Source organism: Streptomyces sp. NPDC028298, from assembly GCF_055565895.1.
Genome location: NZ_JBVHTL010000012.1, coordinates 1 through 15,864, shown reverse-complemented (window position 1 = coordinate 15,864; position 15,864 = coordinate 1). Strand labels below are relative to the sequence as shown.

General features: G+C 72.1%; 13 protein-coding genes. 10 read left to right on the top strand and 3 right to left on the bottom strand.

The genetic code is table 11. The annotated features are described in order from the left end of the window. Positions 1–19: 19 nt before the first annotated feature. From ACZ4TO_RS37650 to ACZ4TO_RS37640, 3 genes are all read right to left on the bottom strand, one after another. Entirely contained in the window at positions 20–193 is a 174-nt protein-coding gene (locus ACZ4TO_RS37650; RefSeq protein ID WP_355775162.1) for a hypothetical protein, read from the bottom strand. A 232-nt stretch (positions 194–425) separates the two neighbouring features. After that, positions 426–1,238 carry a metallophosphoesterase family protein gene (locus ACZ4TO_RS37645; protein WP_468026560.1) on the bottom strand — a complete coding sequence of 271 codons (813 nt, stop codon included), beginning with the start codon at positions 1,236–1,238 and terminating at the stop codon, positions 426–428. 107 nt (positions 1,239–1,345) lie between these two features. After that, positions 1,346–2,227 (bottom strand): nucleoside-diphosphate kinase, encoded by an 882-nt coding sequence (locus tag ACZ4TO_RS37640; protein WP_468026559.1) that lies wholly within the window; start codon positions 2,225–2,227, stop codon positions 1,346–1,348. A 435-nt stretch (positions 2,228–2,662) separates the two neighbouring features. Between ACZ4TO_RS37640 and ACZ4TO_RS37635 the strand changes: the two genes are divergently transcribed. The 10 genes from ACZ4TO_RS37635 to ACZ4TO_RS37590 all read left to right on the top strand — a co-directional run bounded on the left by ACZ4TO_RS37635 (position 2,663) and on the right by ACZ4TO_RS37590 (position 15,772). Continuing rightward, entirely contained in the window at positions 2,663–3,877 is a 1,215-nt protein-coding gene (locus tag ACZ4TO_RS37635; protein WP_468026558.1) for a hypothetical protein, read from the top strand. A gap of 59 nt (positions 3,878–3,936) precedes the next feature. Beyond that, positions 3,937–4,941 carry an ABC transporter ATP-binding protein gene (locus ACZ4TO_RS37630; RefSeq protein WP_468026557.1) on the top strand — a complete coding sequence of 335 codons (1,005 nt, stop codon included), beginning with the start codon at positions 3,937–3,939 and terminating at the stop codon, positions 4,939–4,941. Beyond that, positions 4,938–5,705, top strand: coding sequence for an ABC transporter permease (locus tag ACZ4TO_RS37625; RefSeq protein ID WP_385041699.1), 768 nt, complete (start codon positions 4,938–4,940; stop codon positions 5,703–5,705). The genes ACZ4TO_RS37630 and ACZ4TO_RS37625 overlap by 4 nt, the downstream gene beginning before the upstream one ends. Next, a complete protein-coding gene (locus tag ACZ4TO_RS37620; RefSeq protein WP_468026556.1) occupies positions 5,702–6,520 on the top strand; it encodes an ABC transporter permease in 819 nt (272 codons plus the stop codon). Before ACZ4TO_RS37625 ends, ACZ4TO_RS37620 begins: the two co-directional genes overlap by 4 nt. Positions 6,521–6,700: 180 nt before the next feature. Then, positions 6,701–8,197, top strand: coding sequence for an MFS transporter (locus ACZ4TO_RS37615; protein WP_468026555.1), 1,497 nt, complete (start codon positions 6,701–6,703; stop codon positions 8,195–8,197). A 234-nt stretch (positions 8,198–8,431) separates the two neighbouring features. Beyond that, on the top strand, positions 8,432–9,214 hold the full coding sequence (locus ACZ4TO_RS37610; protein WP_468026554.1) for a hypothetical protein: 783 nt from the start codon (positions 8,432–8,434) through the stop codon (positions 9,212–9,214). A 180-nt stretch (positions 9,215–9,394) separates the two neighbouring features. Then, the gene (locus ACZ4TO_RS37605; RefSeq protein ID WP_382778473.1) at positions 9,395–9,706 is read left to right on the top strand and encodes a hypothetical protein; all 312 of its coding nucleotides are present in this window, start codon (positions 9,395–9,397) and stop codon (positions 9,704–9,706) included. Positions 9,707–9,822: 116 nt separating this feature from the next. Continuing rightward, positions 9,823–10,809, top strand: coding sequence for a hypothetical protein (locus ACZ4TO_RS37600; protein ID WP_468026553.1), 987 nt, complete (start codon positions 9,823–9,825; stop codon positions 10,807–10,809). 188 nt (positions 10,810–10,997) lie between these two features. Beyond that, positions 10,998–12,845, top strand: a complete 1,848-nt coding sequence (locus ACZ4TO_RS37595; protein ID WP_468026552.1) for an HSP90 family protein — start codon at positions 10,998–11,000, stop codon at positions 12,843–12,845. 2 nt (positions 12,846–12,847) lie between these two features. After that, complete coding sequence (locus ACZ4TO_RS37590) at positions 12,848–15,772, top strand: tetratricopeptide repeat protein (protein ID WP_468026551.1); 2,925 nt, start codon at positions 12,848–12,850, stop codon at positions 15,770–15,772. Positions 15,773–15,864 lie beyond the last annotated feature (92 nt).

Here is a 15,864-nt window from a genome sequence, read left to right as displayed (position 1 = left end):
CCGACGCGCGACGCCGTGCTCAGAAGTTCGGCACGCAGTCGGTGCAGGTGGTGCGGAACTTGACGATGTGCGCGGCCTGCCGGTCCGTGATCATGCGCTCGACCAGGCGGGGCAGCAGCATGACGGGCGCCGGGGTCGACGTCCGCGGTGCCTCGGTGGGGGCTTTCGCGGTGGGAAGTGGAGCTGTTTGCATGGATTCCTCCTGCCGGGAACGGTGCCAGAGAAACGTGCCAAACAACTTGCCAATTTTGCATGCACAGGTCAGCACACCGCGAGCGCGCATGTCAACGTCATGCCGGGAATCCACCGTCGACTCGCTTTTTGTTTCCCGCATTTGACGGAACGAGAAATTCCGTCGCCGGATCAGGCCCTTGAGCAGACCCCTATGGATCAGTGGACTTGCGAATCGACGAACACCTTGCCGATCAATTGACGAAGATCAGTTTCTCCGCCTCCACGACGATCTTTTCCGGATCGGGCGCTGCCATCAGCGTGTCCGCGTAGCGGTCCGCGTCCGGGTCGGCGACGCGGTGGGCACGCGCGACGGCGTCGTCGACGTCGTAGCGCGTGGTCCTGAGCCGGACGTCGGGACCCAGCAACGCCCAGTAGGCGGTGCCCGGTTCGCCCCTGTGGTACGGGAGTCCGACGCTGCCGGGGTTCACGCTGCGCAGGCCCGCCACGGAGCGGTCGAACTGGAGATGCGAGTGTCCGGTGACCAGGACCCGCGCGTCGATGGCCGCCGACAGTTCGGCGAACCGCTCCGGCGGTGTCCCCGGCGTGACCAGCTCGTGGTCACTGCGCGGCGAACCGTGGCAGAAGTGCACCGGTCCGAGCCCGTCGATCTCGACGACGAGCCCGAAGGGGAGGCGGTCGAGGAAGGCGATGGCCTCGGGCGAGTGCTGTGCGGCGATCCACGACTGACGCGGGGTGTCGGCGGTCCGCGCAGCCGTGCCGATCTGCGCGGCGTAGCGGTCGGCGTTCCCCCGCAGGCACAGGGCGCGTTCCCCCAGCCCGACGATCCGTTCGTACGTCTCCTGCGGCTGCGGCCCCCACGTCAGATCGCCGCACAGGACGACGAAGTCGGCCTCGGCGACGTCCGGTTCGGCGAGCACCGCGTCGAAGGCGGGGATGTTGGCGTGCACATCGGAGAGCACGGCGACGCGGCTCGCCGGCCCGTACCTCTGAGGCGGCCCCTCCCCGGTCGCGGGACCGTGCAGTTCGACGTCGGCGTCGGTCATCGGGGTCGTTCCTCCTGGCGACTGGGGGCTTCTCGGTCGGGCGAGCTGTGCGTCCAGGCCGGGGGCCGGGACCGTTGCGTTCGGCCGCCGGGCGGTGGCCCGCGTGCTCAGTGGTCCACCGCGGCAGCGGCAGGGGGCCCGGCGGGCCGGACGGTGCGGGGATGACCGAGGCGGGTGCCGGGCGGTGGCCCGATCAGCGCCCGGCCCTCGGAGGGAAGGCCCTCCACCAGCTCCGCGGCGATCACGATGCGGTCCCACAGCGGTGGCCCGTCCGTTTCCTGGGCGAGCCGTTCCACCCGCGCCAGCAGCGATCCCGGGTCGGCCGGGCGGCGCGAGGTGTCCCCTGCGGGCTCGTGCCGGTTGGACGTACCGGAAGGCGCCGACCGGGTGAGGGGGTGGGCCGGGTGAATCGCGTACAACTCGCCGGCCAGGGCGACCGGTTCGGCCGCCCGGACCGGCGACACGTCGGCGGCCAGGAGGGCGAGTGCCTGTTCCCGCCGGCGAGGCAGCAGGACGCCCACCTCGCGGATCAGGTCGGCGGGATCATCGGGCGCGTGCAGGAAGTTCAGGCACATCAGCTCGCATCCGAGCGCCCCGCGCAGTGAACCGCTCTCCACCGAGCGGTTCTTGGACGATCCCTTCAGCTCGGCGAGCCGTTCCGCCGCGCTCGTCCCGGTGCGGTCGGGATCCCGGGTGTCGCGGAGTGCGACGAAGAGGCAGGGCGGTCCCGACTCGAGAATCATGTCCACGGCCCGGATGACCGCCAGGGGCGCCGCGTTGATCTGGTAGCGCCACAGCTCCCGGCACACCCGCGCGTCGACCCGTACGGTGAGAGCGCCGAGGGGTTCAAAGCCGTGCGCCGCCAGGAAGGCCAGGGCGGGCTCGACCCGCCGCCCGACGACGGCGTCGGGCTTGAACATCACGAAGGTCGACCGCAGCAGTGCCCGGTCGGCCGTTCGCGTCTCCCAGCCGTCCAGCAATGCCGCCATTTCCCGGAAATAGACGTCGTCGGGATAGGTGCGGCGCCTTGTCGGATCATGAGTGAGGGGAGCCCTCAACCACGTGTGGACCGTCATGCTCCTCCGGCATTCCGCTCGTGCGCCGGGCCCGGGACGGCACCCGTACGGCTCGCCAAGTCGGCTGTATGCAAAGCAAGTTGCATCATTGTCATGCACCATTCGAGAGCAATACGCTGAGGCTACTTTCCATGACCGACCACATCAAGGAGGGTCCCATGAGTGTCGCCTTCAAGCAGGTCAAGGTCCGCCCGAAGCCGGGCAAGTAGTCGTCCGTCGAATGCGATCGGGATCCGGATCCGGGCCTGTTCGCCCTCCAGCGGTCCTGATCGCATTCCTCCTCGACCTCGGCGGAGTACCCCGGCTCGGGGGCCCCGTCCACCTTCGTGCACCGAGGCGGAGCCGGCGTTGACAGACGCACCGACCGGAACGGCGACGAACGTCGAGGTATCGGCCGCGACGGTCCTCGCCCTGCTCGGCGCCGGGCCCAGGGCTGAGCGCGACTCCGTGCTGGAAACCGCGCGCGACAGCCGTCACAAGCTCGCCGCGACCCTGCTGAGCCTGTGGGCGGAGAACGGCGAAGCCCTCACCGAGGCGGAGACGGCGGAACTGCGCCTGCACCAGGAACGCATCGATCACTACCGCGGCGTCTGGTCGCGCCTGCGGACGGCGGCGCCCGGGGCCTCCCTGCTGAAGGGCACGACGATCGCCGCCCTCTATCCGCCGGGAGTGCTCCGCGCGGCCGGTGATCTCGATGTCCTCTGTCCCGGCCACACGGAAGTGTGGGACTGCGCCCGCCACCTCGCCGCGACGGGATGGGAGCTGGGGGCCTTTACCGTGAGCCCCGCCAGGGCCGGCGACTCCGTACCGCTGCACCTTGGAGCCGAGTTCCTCAGCCCGGCCCCCGAACCGTCTCCCGACCCCTACGCCGTCGGGCTGTTCACCGCGGAGATCGTGACCGAGGTGCGCGCCCCGGCGTGGCAGCTCACCCGCCCCTCCCCCTCCCCCCTGGCCGCCTCCGCGGTCACCCTGGTGGCGGAACGCTGGGAGCGGCCCTTCCGCAGCCGCGACCTCCTCGACCTGGCCCTGCTGCTCCAGCACCTCGACGACACCGGCATACGGCAGTTGCGTACCGACCTCACCAGAACAGGTCTGTGGCCGGAGTGGCGGGAAGCCCTGCGCGCCGTGGCCCGGCTGGGCTGGCGGCCCGCCGTGACACTGCCGCACACCCGCGGGGCCGCAGCACGCGCCCGGCTGCGGCGGGCGGTCCACGCGACGGCCCGCTGGAGCAGCCCGGTCCGCGCGCCCGCGCTGATCGCCCAGTCGAGCATCGAGGGCGACGGCGGCCCCCTCACGTACCTCGCCTCCGAGTTCGCCCACCGCGCCATCGGTGCCAGGCGGCTGCTCGGCGCGGGGCTGCCCCTGTTCGGCGTACCTCTGGAGGACGAACCGACGGACCGGCTGCGCCTGGACGACGTCGGGCGTCATCTCGTCGCACGGACCCCGCTCGGCTCGTTCCTGCTCGTGTCCGGACCCGCCCGGCAGGAGTGGCTGGACGAGGTGGCCGCCGGCGGTAGGGCCACCGAGGAGTCCGGCTCGGCCCCGGCAGGGCCCGGCACGTGATCCTTCCGCGCCGGTCGGCGGACACCGGTCCGACGACCCCCCACGAGAACGGGAGCGTGATGACGGACAGCGGAAACGGCGGAGGTGACGTCGCCCGTCCGGGCGACGGCGAACCGGCTGTGGAGACGTACGGGTTGCGGCGGGAGTACCGCACACGGCGTGGCCCCGCCGTCGTCGCGCTCGACGACGTCTCCGTCACCGTGGAGCGGGGTGAGGTGCACGGTCTGCTCGGCCCCAACGGGGCGGGCAAGAGCACCCTGATGAAGATCCTCTCCACGGTACTGCTGCCGACCTCGGGCACCGGCCGCGTGCTCGGTTTCGATCTGGCGACCGAACACCGTCGGATCCGGCCCCTGCTCGGCATCGTGTTCGGCGGTGAACGCGGCCTCTATCCACGCCTGACGGCACGTCAAAATCTGCGCTACTGGGCCGCTCTGTACGGCCTGACCACCCGGGACGGCGTCGCCCGGACCGACGCGCTGCTCGACGAACTCGGTCTCGCCGAGCGCGCCGACGACCGGGTGGAGACCTTCTCCGTGGGCATGCGCCAACGGCTCCACCTCGCGCGCGGCATCATCGGCGACCCCCGCGTCCTGCTCCTCGACGAGCCCACCAACGGCCTGGACCCGCTGGCCGCACGGCAGTTGCGCGAACTCGTCCGGCGGCTCGCGGGCGAGGGACGGACCGTACTGCTCGCCACGCACGACCTGTCCGAGGCCGAAGTGCTCTGCGACCGCGTCACCATGATCAACCACGGGCGGGTGGTCGCCGCGGAGGCGCCGAGGACGCTCGCCCGCCTCGTCGCGCGCCAGGATCGGGTACGCATCCGGGCCGAGGAAGCCCTCGTCGCCGAGGTGCGCGCGCTCCCGGGGATTCTCGGCACGGAACCCGCCGACGACGGGACCACGCTCGTCACGGTGGAGGACAAGGAAGCCGTGGGCCGTGTGCTCGCCTTCGTCGTCGAGCGGGGTGTGACCGAGGTCCGCACCGAACTGCCCGGCCTCGAGGAGGTCTACCTCCATCTCGTACACCGCAACGAGACGCGCAGCGTGGTGAACCGGTGAGCCTGCTCGCGGCGGCAGGCCGGTTCCAGGGACGCCTGGTGCTCACCCACCGCGACTACCTCATCGATCTGGTGCGTACACCGCTGCTCGCCGCCGTGTTCCTGCTCCTGATCCGGCACAACGAGCGCCCCGACCTCCTCGCCAACGGTCTGCTCGCCCCCGTGCTGATGGGTGTGTGGAGCATGGCCATGCTGATCTCCGGGGAGGTCGTGGACAACGACCGCTGGCTCGGCACGCTGGAGCTCCAGATCGCCGCGCCGGTCGACTTCGCCCGGGTCGTCCTCAGCCGGGTCTGGGTGAGCACCGCGATCAGCCTCCTGACGGTGCTGGAGGTCGCGGCCGTCGCGGTCCTCGGCTTCGGCACCGTCCCCCACGTACCGCATCCCGGCGTGTTCGCCGTGGCGCTTCTGGCCACCGCCGTCGCCACCGCGGGCACCGCCACCCTGATGGCCGCCCTGTTCGTCGCGACCCGGACGGCCCGCACCTTCCAGAACTCCCTGAGCTACCCCGTCCTGCTGCTCGGCGGCGTGTTCACGCCGCTCGACCGGCTGCCGGAGTGGACCCATCCCGTCGGCCGCCTCATCTATCTCTCCTGGAGCTCCGACCTGCTGCGCGACGCACTCGGCCCGGCGGCGGTCACCTCCGTCGCCTGGCGCACCGGCGTCGTCCTCGGCCTCGGCCTCCTCACCGGCGCCGGTGGATGGCTCCTGCTCGGCAGGGTCGTACGGCTCGTACGCGAGAACGGGACGGTGGGGCTGCGATGAGCCGCACCGCCGACACCGTCCTGGCGGGCCGCCGCACACGGGTGCTGGGCTGGGCGGCGCGCGCCGGTGCCGCCGACTACGGCACCGTGTTCACCTGGAAGACCTGGCTGCTCGGCTGGTTCGTCCGGATGCTCGCCCAGGTCCTGTTCTTCGCCACCATCGGCAACCTCCTCGGACCGGGGCAGGCCCGGTACCTCCTGGTCGGCAACGCGGTGGCACTCGTCGCGCTGCACGGCATGTTCGCGACCGCGTCCACCACCTGGGAACTCCAGAACGGCACCCTGCCGCTGCTGGTCGCCTCGCCCAGCAGCCCCGCGCTCGTCCTGGTCGGACGCAGTCTCTTCTGGCTTCCGGACGGGGTGGCCTGCGGACTGGGCGCCGTCGTTCTCCTCGGTCCGGTGGCGGGGCTGAGCCTGAGCGTCACATCGGTGGCTCTCCTCTCCGCCCTGCTGATCCTCGTCGCGGTGACGAGTTACTGCCTGGGCCTCTTCCTCGGGTCCCTGGTGCTGACCGCCGTCGACCTGCGCAATGTCGTGTCCAACGCGGCGTTCACGGTGATGCTGATCGTGTGCGGACCGGAGGTGCCCTCGGACGCCGTCGGGCCCGCCCTCGCCGGGTTCGGCCAAGTGCTCCCCCTCACCCACGGCTTGCTGGCGATCCGGGAGGTACTGGACGGTGAGGCCGGCGCGCACACCGCCGCGCTGGCCGGCTGGGAGACACTGATCGGCGCGTGCTGGCTGGCGGCGGCGCTGACCGTACTGGCTCTGCGGGCGCGGAGGAGCAGGCGGGACGGGGCGGCGTTGTTCCTGAGCTGAGGAGCCGCGCGTACGGCGCAGAGCGTGGCCCCTCCGCGCCCGGCCGTACCCAACCGTGCCCGGCCGTGCCCAACCGTGCCCGACCGTGCCCAGCCCGCCCTGGCAGCCACGGCACGGCTCCGACGCGCGCGGAACGGCTCCTTCCATCAGTTGGGCGGGGTGGCTGCTTAGCGTGACCCCATGACCACTGTCCAAGCCCCGCCCGCCCCCGACCAACGGCGGTGGAAGGCGCTCGCCGTCTGTCTGACGGCGGGCTTCATCTCCCTGCTCGACACCTCGATCGTGAATGTGGCGCTGCCCTCGATGGAGCACGGGCTCGCCGCCTCGGAGGCCGCCCAGTCCTGGGTGGTCTCCGGCTACGCGCTGACGTTCGGGCTGGTGCTCGTCCCGGCGGGCCGGCTGGGCGACATGCGGGGGCGACGCCAGGCGTTCCTGGCCGGGCTGGCCCTGTTCACGCTGTCCTCGTGGGCGTGCGGCCTCGCTCCCAGCGCCTCCTGGCTGGTGGTGTTCCGGCTCGTCCAGGGCGCGGCGGCGGGCATGGTCGCCCCCCAGACCTCGGGGCTGATCCAGCAGATGTTCCAGGGCGCGGAACGGGCCAAGGCGTTCGGCCTGCTGGGCAGTGTCATCGGGGTCTCGACGGCGGCCGGCCCGCTCGTGGGCGGTGTGCTGATCGACGCCGTGGGCACCGACGACGGATGGCGCTGGGTGTTCTTCGTCAATCTGCCGATCGGAGTGGCCGCGTTCGTCGCGGGCCTGCGGCTGCTGCCCCGGTTCCCGGCGACGGGCAGGCGGGAGGAGTTCGACCCCTTCGGTGTGCTGCTCCTCGGCACGGCCGTGCTCGCGCTCATGCTGCCACTGGTCCAGGAGCAGCAGTGGACCGGGCGACTGAAGTGGGCTCTGCTGCCGGTGGGCGCGCTGCTGCTGATCGCGTTCTGGGCGTGGGAACGGCGCCAGAAGCTGCGCGGGCGGGCGCCGCTGGTCGATCTGGACCTGTTCGCCCTGCGCTCCTTCACGCTGGGTTCCCTGATCAGCCTCACCTATTTCGCGGGCTTCACCACGGTCTTCTTCGTCTACTCCCTGTTCCTGCAGAACACGGCGGGGTACAGCGCGCTGGCGGCCGGTGTCTCGGTGCTGCCCTTCGCGGCGGCGTCCGCGGTCGGTGCGGCCATCGGGGGCCGGCTGGTGATGCGGCACGGCCGCAAGCTGGTCGTCTTCGGCCTGCTCCTGGTGGTCGTGGGGCTGCTCGGGGTGGTCGTGGCGGTGCAGTTGGTGCCGCTGGAGAGTGTCGGGTGGGCGACGGCCCTGCCCATGGTCGTCGGCGGGATCGGCTCGGGCCTCACGGTGTCCCCGAACACGACGCTGACGCTCACCCGCGTCCCCGTGCAGCGCGCCGGTGCGGCGGGCGGGGTGCTCCAGACGGGCCAGCGCATCGGCTCGGCGGCCGGGATCGCCGTGGTCGGCGCGGTGTACTTCGCCCACCAGGCCAGCCACGGGCGTTCGGTGACGGCGATTCAGCTAGGGCTGCTGACCGCGGTCGGAATGAGCGCGATCGCCCTCCTGCTGGCCATCGCCGACCAACGCGTACGCCGGGCCCACCCGGAACCGGAACGGACGGCACCGACCGCCGGGAGGGGTTTCGAGGAGGGCGACGCGGAGGAGGTGGCCCGGCGCGGCTGAAGCACCTGACAGGGCCGACCGGTCTTGACTCCCGGCGTGCGCCGGGCTTCGTGGGTACTACGTAATGTGCGGTCCCCGCGCCACTGTCCGGCGCGCGGACCGTACGGGCGCCACGGCGAGGACCTCATGCCCGACCACCTGGCCGCCGTGATGGCGATGCTCGGCCCGACCCGCGACCGCTACGCGAAACCGACCAAGCCGCACCGCTGTCGGCACGGGTGCGATCCTGGACGAATGTACGAGACAGCCGCGGCACGGGCGGCCGCACGGTGGCCCCTCGCCGAGTCGCAAGAGGCCGATTGGCTGCGCGAGCTGACCGCCGACGACGGCCTCACCGGGTTCATGCCGCCGGCGTCGCCCGACGCGGCCTGGGTACTGCACTCGATGCACGAGCACGAGCTCGGGCCGGTCGACATGTCGTTCGCCGAGTATCACCGGGCCGCGCTGATGGGCCAGAGGGACATCATCCCGGGCCTCGACCCGGCCGACGTACTCGACGGTGTCGCGGGTGAGCACCCCGGACCGCGTTGGCACAGGCTTCGATGGCACGAACTCGCATCGCGGATCGGTGATCCGGTGGTGCCCGAGGGGCGCTTTCCGTGTCACACATCCTTCCCCGCCATCAAGTCGGGGAGCTGGGCGGTCACGATCCAGGCGCCGTCCGAAGGCTGTCTGGACCGAGCCGACTGGAACCGACTGATCGATGTCCTCACCGCGCACAGCCCGCTGGGCGCCGACACACCCTGCTTCGCCTACTACAGCCCGCTGCTGCACGGGGCCGAGGACCTCGAGAACCTGCGCATCCGCACCGGGACGCTCGAGGACGCGAAAGTGCTGTACGACCACCCCGAGGAAGATCACTGGAGCCCGTCCAATCTCTGGTCCCGGGACCGGTCCTGGATCGTCTGCACGGACTACGACCTGTGGGCCACCAAGGTGGCCGGGCCCGTGGAACTCGTCGAAGCGCTCCTCGACGACACGGATCTCGAGGCCGTACGACTGCCTTGGGCCACCTGAGAATTCGCGCTCGCGCAAAGCTCGTCGGGGTGAGGCCGTGGCACAATGCCGGCATGGTTCTGATCCGAAAGGGCGATGCCGCGTAGGCGTCCCAAGGCCGTCCGTGACGAGCGGTGGCGGCCGGCCCGGCACGTGTCCGTCCTCCGAATCCCCGGCGTGTCCGCTCGGACTCGGGCCGCCGTGCGACGCGTTGAGGCCCTCTACCTGCACCCGGACGCCGTGGCCGTCGCTCTCGATCGGTTCGAGCGGGCGTTCAAGCAGCCGGGACGGTATCTGACCGGACCCGGTGAGAGTCCCGGCATCGAGATCGAGGACGGCCGGGACGACCTGGAAGTGGCCCTGCGGTATCTGCCGAAGGGGGCCCGGGCCGATCTCGGCCGGCTGGTGGCGCGGATCGACGCGGAGTTCGAGCGACGCACCGTTCCGGATCCGGGCCCGGCCTGCGCGTGGACGGCCGGACGCTGGTGGTGGTGGCGCATCCGGGAACGGTGACGCAGAGGGCCGACGGCTCGCGGACGACTCAGTCCCGGAAAACTCTATGGCCCCGGTGTCAGTGAGTCCGCTTATGCTGCACCGGACGATCATGAAGGACCAGGGGAGGGTGCGGCATGTGGGGCAAGCTGTTCGGCAAGGACGCGGAGAGACCGGCGACGGATCCGCACGCGCTTCCGGTGTCGCGCAGGGGCAAGAACGGGATGTACACGCTGCGCGCGCTCGGGGACGTACGGGTGCTCGCGCTGGTGGAGGCGGCCGACGCGGGTGACTGGGAGGCGGTCAAGGCCGCGCTGGCCCCGTTCGATCCCGGCCGCGACCACATGGTGCTCGCCGAGCTCGCCGAGCTGGACGGTGTGCAGGACTGGATCGTCCGGGCCGTCGAGGAGGACAAGGAGCACCGGGCGACGGCCCTGCTGATATCCGGGACGCGCCACATAGCCTGGGGCTGGGAGGCACGGACGAGTGCGCGCGCCGTGAACGTGACGCAGGAGCAGTGGCGTGTCTTCCGCGAGCGGCTCCTGATCGGCGAGGAGCATCTGCTGGAGGCCGCCGAGCTGCGGCCGGAGTGGATCACCCCGTGGCGCCGTCTGCTCACCTCCGCGCGCGGCATGTCCTTGCCGTCGAGCGTGAAGGAGACCCGGCTCGACGCCGCTCTGCGCCGCGACCCGCTGGATCTGGCGACACACGTCGAGTGGGTGTCCCAGTTGCAGCCCCGCTGGGGCGGCGAACCGGTCCAGGCCCTGGCGTTCGCCCGGGAGGCGCTCGGCCGCGCACCGCAGGGGCACCCCCTCGGCTGTGTGATCGCCATGGCGCACATCGAGGACTGGGTCGAGTCGGAGCGCGCGGACTGTCTCGAAACCGCGGCGATCCAGGCCGAGCTGCGCAAGGCGGCCGACCACAGCATCCTCCACCCGGCATACGTGCGACACCCGGGCTGGCAGCAGGACTTCAACATGTTCGCGATGGCCCTGTCGCTGGCCGGTGAGCGTCACACGGTCCGCCGCGTCTTCCAGGCCCTCGACGGCGCCTACACGAGCTGGCCGTGGGCGTACTTCGGGGATCCCGAGAAGCAGTTCGCCCGCCACCATCGCCGCGCCTGAGCGACCGGCGCTCCCACCGTCACGGCCGCGCCCGAGCGCCCGGCACGCCGGTCACCGCCGCCGTGCCCGAGCCCGCACCACCAGCGCCATCACCGCCGCGTGAGCACACACGACGCCTGCCGTCACCGCCGTACCCGCGCGCACGCCGGTCCCGACACCCCGTTTCTACTCCCCCTCCGGACTGCCCGATGACACTGCCCGACACCGCCGCGACCCCGGCGGGCGACGACCGCACCTTCCAAGTGGATCTGCGGGGCCTCGTCGACCTCCTCTCCCACCACCTCTACTCCAGCCCCCGCGTCTATCTGCGTGAACTCCTCCAGAACGCGGTGGACGCGCTGACCGCCCGGCACACCCTCGAACCGGGCGCCTCCACCGACGCCTTCGGCATCCGTCTGTACGCCGACGGTTCGGTCGTACGTGTCGAGGACGACGGTGTCGGTCTGACCGAGGCCGATGTGCACACCTTCCTCGCCACGATCGGCCGCAGCAGCAAGCGCGCCGAGAAGATCGCCGAGCAGCGCGGTGATTTCATCGGTCAGTTCGGCATCGGGCTGCTGTCCTGCTTCCTGGTCGCGGACGAGATCCATGTTCTCAGCCGCTCCGCCCGTACCCCGGACGCGCCCGCCGTGGAGTGGCGGGGCCGCGGCGACGGCAGCTACACCGTCCGTACGCTGCCCGCCTCCGCCCGCCCGCGGCCCGGCACCACCGTCACCCTCACGCCGCGTGCCGACGCCGGCGAGTGGACCCGGCCGCTCCAGGTCCAGGCGCTGGCCCGGCACTTCGGCTCGCTGCTGCGCCACCCGGTGACGTTCACCGACACGACGGGCGGCACACCCGCGCCGGTCAACCCCGACCCCGCGCCCTGGGCGGTCACGTACCCCACGCCGGGAGCCCGTTCGCGTGCCCTGGCCGCGTACGGCGAGGACGTCCTCGGCTTCAAGCCGCTGGACACGATCGAGCTGGACCTGCCGGCCGTGGGCCTGAAGGGCATCGCCTGCGTGCTGCCCGAGACGGTGCCGGCCGGGCGCCGCCACGGCCACCGCGTGCACGTCAAGGGCATGCTGCTGTCCGAGCAGGCCGAGGAGATCCTGCCCGAGTGGGCGTTCTTCGTCCGCTGTGTCGTGGACGCCGAGAGCCTGCGCCCGACGGCGTCCCGCGAGTCCCTGTACGAGGACGACACCCTCGCCGCCGTCCGCGACGCGCTCGCCGAACGGCTGCGGGACTGGATCGCGCGAGCCGCCGCCAGCGACCCGGATCTGCTCGCCCGCTTCCTCCAGGTGCATCACCTGGCCGTCAAGTCGCTCGCGGTGCACGACGACGAGATCCTGCGGATGCTGCTGCCCTGGCTGCCGTTCGAGACCACCGACGGGCACGCCACACTCGACGAGTTCGCCCGCACCCACCGTACGGTGCTCGTGACGTCGAGTGTGGAGGAGTTCCGGCAGGTCGCCGCGATCGCCTCGGCCGCCGGGCTCGGGGTCGTCAACGGCGGCTACACCTACGACCGTGAACTCGTGCACCGGCTGCCGGAGATCAGGCCCGAGGCGAGTGTCGCGGACCTCGACCCGGCAACCCTGACCGCGCACCTCGACCCCGTCGACCGGGAGACGGAACTGGCCGCCGCGGCCTACCTCGCCCAGGCCCGCGACGCCCTCGCCGTCTTCGACTGCGACGTCGCCCTGCGCGCCTTCCAGCCCGCCTCCGCCCCCGCCCTCCTCGTCGACAGCCGCGAGGCCCGGCACGAGCGCACCCGCTCCCAGCTCGCCCGTGAACAGGAGGGCGGCGTGTGGGGCGACATCCTCGGCGCCCTGCGCCAGGAGGCTCCGCGGGCCCAGCTCATCCTCAATCAGCTCAACCCGCTGGTGCGTACGGCCGTCACGATCACCGAGCCCGAACTGGCCCGCACCAGCGCCGAGGCCCTCTACGGTCAGGCCGCGATGCTGTCCCGACGTCCGCTCAGGCCCGCCGAGTCGAGCCTCATCAACCGTTCCTTCCTCGACCTCCTCGCCCACGCCCTCCGCAAGGACAGCTGACGATGCCGACCACACCTCAGAACACCGACGAGCTGCTCCAAGCGCTCCAGGAGAACGACCGCCGCCCCTACGGCCGCACCCGCACCGTCACGGCCGAGGAACTCGTCGAGGCGGCCGAGCAGTTCGCCGAGCCCGTACCGCTCATTCGCGCACTCCTCGAACTCCAGGAGGCGTACACCTACGGCTCCGAGCCCCGGAAGTCGCCCGTCGTCTTCGCCCGCCTGCTCACCCTGTTCGACGAGCAGCCCGACGTCTTCGACGAGCGCCTGCGCCACCTGCTGTTCTGGCGGTTCAAGTGGGTGGCCAACGCGCTGCTCGCGCTGCCCGAGATACCGCTGGCCAGCCTGCGTCAGTGGCAGACGGAGATGCGCGACAGGTACGAGAAGGCCGGCCTCGGTCTCCAGCCCTACTACGGGCAGGCGTACCAACTCGCGGCGCACACCGGTGAGGACACCGCGCTCGCCTTCGAACTGTGGGCGGGGCGCCCCCGTACCCGGCTCAGCGACTGCGAGGCCTGCGAGATCTGCGAACGCGCCCTCCACCACCTCGCGGCGGGCGACGACGAGCGGGCCCTGCGCGTCTGGGAGCCCGTCCTGGCCGGGAAGGACTCCTGCCAGGAGGAGCCGGCGCGTTCCATCTCGCACGCCCTGCTGCCCCTGCTGCGCACCGGCGCCACCGACCGGGCCGTCGAACTGCACCTCGCGGGCTACCGCGCCTGCCGCCGCAACCCCTCGATGGCCGGGGAGGTCGGCCGTCACCTCGAGTTCTGCGCGCTGACCGGCAACGAGGCGCGCGGTCTGGAACTGCTCGCCGAGAACCGGGGCCTTTTCGACGAGGTGGAGTCGCCGCGCGACATGCTCGACTTCCTCACCGGCGTGGAGGTGCTCCTCCGTCGGGTCGAGCACCTGGGCCACGGCGAGCTGCCCGCCGCCGGATACGCGGGCCGCGCCTGGACGGTGGCCGGCCTGCGCGCCGAAGTGGCGGACCGCGCCGACGACCTCGCCGCCCGATTCGACGCCCGCAACGGAACCTCCGCCCACGGCGACCGCCGTAAGGTCCGCGTCGAACGCGCCCCGCTCCTGGACGCGTTGGAGCTGACGCTGCGCCCGCGCAGCCTCGACGACCTGGCCACGGCCGTCCCGGTCGCCGCGCCCCCGGCCCGTACGACCGCCGCCGTACCCGAATCGGTCGGTGAACTGATCATCCGGGCACGGGAGTTGGACGACCTGGGTCACCCGGACTCATCCGCCGTCTGGGCCCGGCTGCGCACGCTCGCGGCCGCCCACGACTACGTCCACCCCGAGGATCCGGAGGTGGGTTCCCTCGTACGGCTGCGCGCGGACCTGCTGGACGACGAGGCGAGCCGAGCGGGCGACAAGGACGATTTCGCCACCGCCCAGACGCTGTACGAGGAGGCCACCGGCCTGTACGAGGACGCCGGTGCGCCGGATCGAGCGGCACTCGCCCGCGCCTGCGCCCTGCTCGCCGCGGCGGGCGGTGTCGACGACGGGGCCGAGGCGAAGGCCGCCGCGCTGACCGCCGCCCACGCGTCCATCGTCGCCCTGCACGAGGCGACCAGCGGTCTCAAGCCGGTGCACGAGGCCCGTCTGCTGCGGCTTCGGGCCACCGTGCTCGGGCTGCGCCTGCAGACCTCGGGGAACCCGGAGGACGCCGCGCCGGTCTTCGCCGAGGCGGACCTGCTGCTGGCGTTCGCCACACGGCACGACATCGTCGGGCAGATCTCCGGCGGACTGCTGCTGAAGGCCGGCACGCACGCCCTCGCCGGCGACCTGCCCACCGCGGCCGCCGGAGTCGACGACCTCCTCGGCCGGCTGAAGGCCCACGGCCCCGCCTGGCACCTGCCCCGCGCACTCGGCCTGCGGGCCCGGCTCCACCTCGGCCTGCGGGACGCGGAAGCCGCGTACGCGAGCCTGACGGAGGGGCTGCGACTGGCCGCCGACTGGCCGGCCGCGGCGGTCGACACCAGCCGCCTCCAGGGTGACCTGGCCGAGGTGTGCATGCACCTGGGCCGGCCCGACGAGGCACTGCGCCATCTGACGCGGTCGGCGGAGCTGGACCTCCGTGACGGCAGCCGCACGGAGGCGTTCTGCACCTACAGCAACGCGGCCCAGCTCAGCCTCGACATGGGCCGTGTCGAGGACTGCATCGCCCTGCTCGACTCCCTGTTGTCCGAACCGGACGTCAAGGCGGGCGAGTTGGACGACCGGCTGCTGGCCCAGCTCCGTCTGACCCGGGCCCGGGCCCTGCACGCGGGTGAGGACCTCAAGGCCGCCATGGCCGAACTCGTCGCGCTCGCGGCCGAGTCGGCCGACTGGGAGGACGACCCGGGGAGTCACGCCATGATCGCCGCCGAGGCGGCCGTACTGCTGGGCGAGTCCGGCGAGTTCGGCCGGGCCCGCGAAGCCGTGGACCAGGCGCTGGCCGCTCACGCGCGGGCACCCCGTTACGAGCAGCTCAGCAGTTGTCTGCGCGAACTCGCCCGCCAGCAGGCTCAGCAGCACGGGGAGGAGGGCCTGACCGACGCCCTCGTCTTCCTCGCCGACGCCGGCCGGATCGCGGAGGAGGCCCGCGAGGCCGAGTACGAGACCCGGGGACGTTCCCTGGACTCGGCCCTGGCCTACGAACACGGTCGGGTCAACGCGTACGCGGGTGAGTACGAGGACGCCCTGGCCGCGCTGGAGAAGGCCCTCGCCCTCCTCGGCGAGCCCGGACCGGAGGACGACCGGGCCGGAGAGTGGGCCGAGTGCGTCCGCTTCGCGGGTGCCGTGGAGGGCCTCTACCTGGAACGCGTCTCCCCCGCCCTCACCCGCCTCGACAAGGCCGTGTCCCTGCTGACCCGCCTGGGCCACAAGGAGGAGACCGAACCACTGACGACACTGGCCTCCCGCCTGCGCGACGAGTCCTGACACACCGACCGCGGGGGGGGGGGGGGGGGGGGGGGGGGAGTTGGGGGGGGGGGGGGGGGGGGAGGGGGGGGGGGGGGGGGAGGGGTGGGGGG

Bases quoted from the DNA above. Each gene is read 5' to 3' on its own strand.
- ACZ4TO_RS37650 (WP_355775162.1), bottom strand. From the start codon at position 193: ATGCAAACAGCTCCACTTCCCACCGCGAAAGCCCCCACCGAGGCACCG.
- ACZ4TO_RS37645 (WP_468026560.1), bottom strand. From the start codon at position 1,238: ATGACCGACGCCGACGTCGAACTGCACGGTCCCGCGACCGGGGAGGGG.
- ACZ4TO_RS37640 (WP_468026559.1), bottom strand. From the start codon at position 2,227: ATGGCGGCATTGCTGGACGGCTGGGAGACGCGAACGGCCGACCGGGCA.
- ACZ4TO_RS37630 (WP_468026557.1), top strand. From the start codon at position 3,937: ATGACGGACAGCGGAAACGGCGGAGGTGACGTCGCCCGTCCGGGCGAC.
- ACZ4TO_RS37620 (WP_468026556.1), top strand. From the start codon at position 5,702: ATGAGCCGCACCGCCGACACCGTCCTGGCGGGCCGCCGCACACGGGTG.
- ACZ4TO_RS37615 (WP_468026555.1), top strand. From the start codon at position 6,701: ATGACCACTGTCCAAGCCCCGCCCGCCCCCGACCAACGGCGGTGGAAG.
- ACZ4TO_RS37610 (WP_468026554.1), top strand. From the start codon at position 8,432: ATGTACGAGACAGCCGCGGCACGGGCGGCCGCACGGTGGCCCCTCGCC.
- ACZ4TO_RS37600 (WP_468026553.1), top strand. From the start codon at position 9,823: ATGTGGGGCAAGCTGTTCGGCAAGGACGCGGAGAGACCGGCGACGGAT.
- ACZ4TO_RS37595 (WP_468026552.1), top strand. From the start codon at position 10,998: ATGACACTGCCCGACACCGCCGCGACCCCGGCGGGCGACGACCGCACC.
- ACZ4TO_RS37590 (WP_468026551.1), top strand. From the start codon at position 12,848: ATGCCGACCACACCTCAGAACACCGACGAGCTGCTCCAAGCGCTCCAG.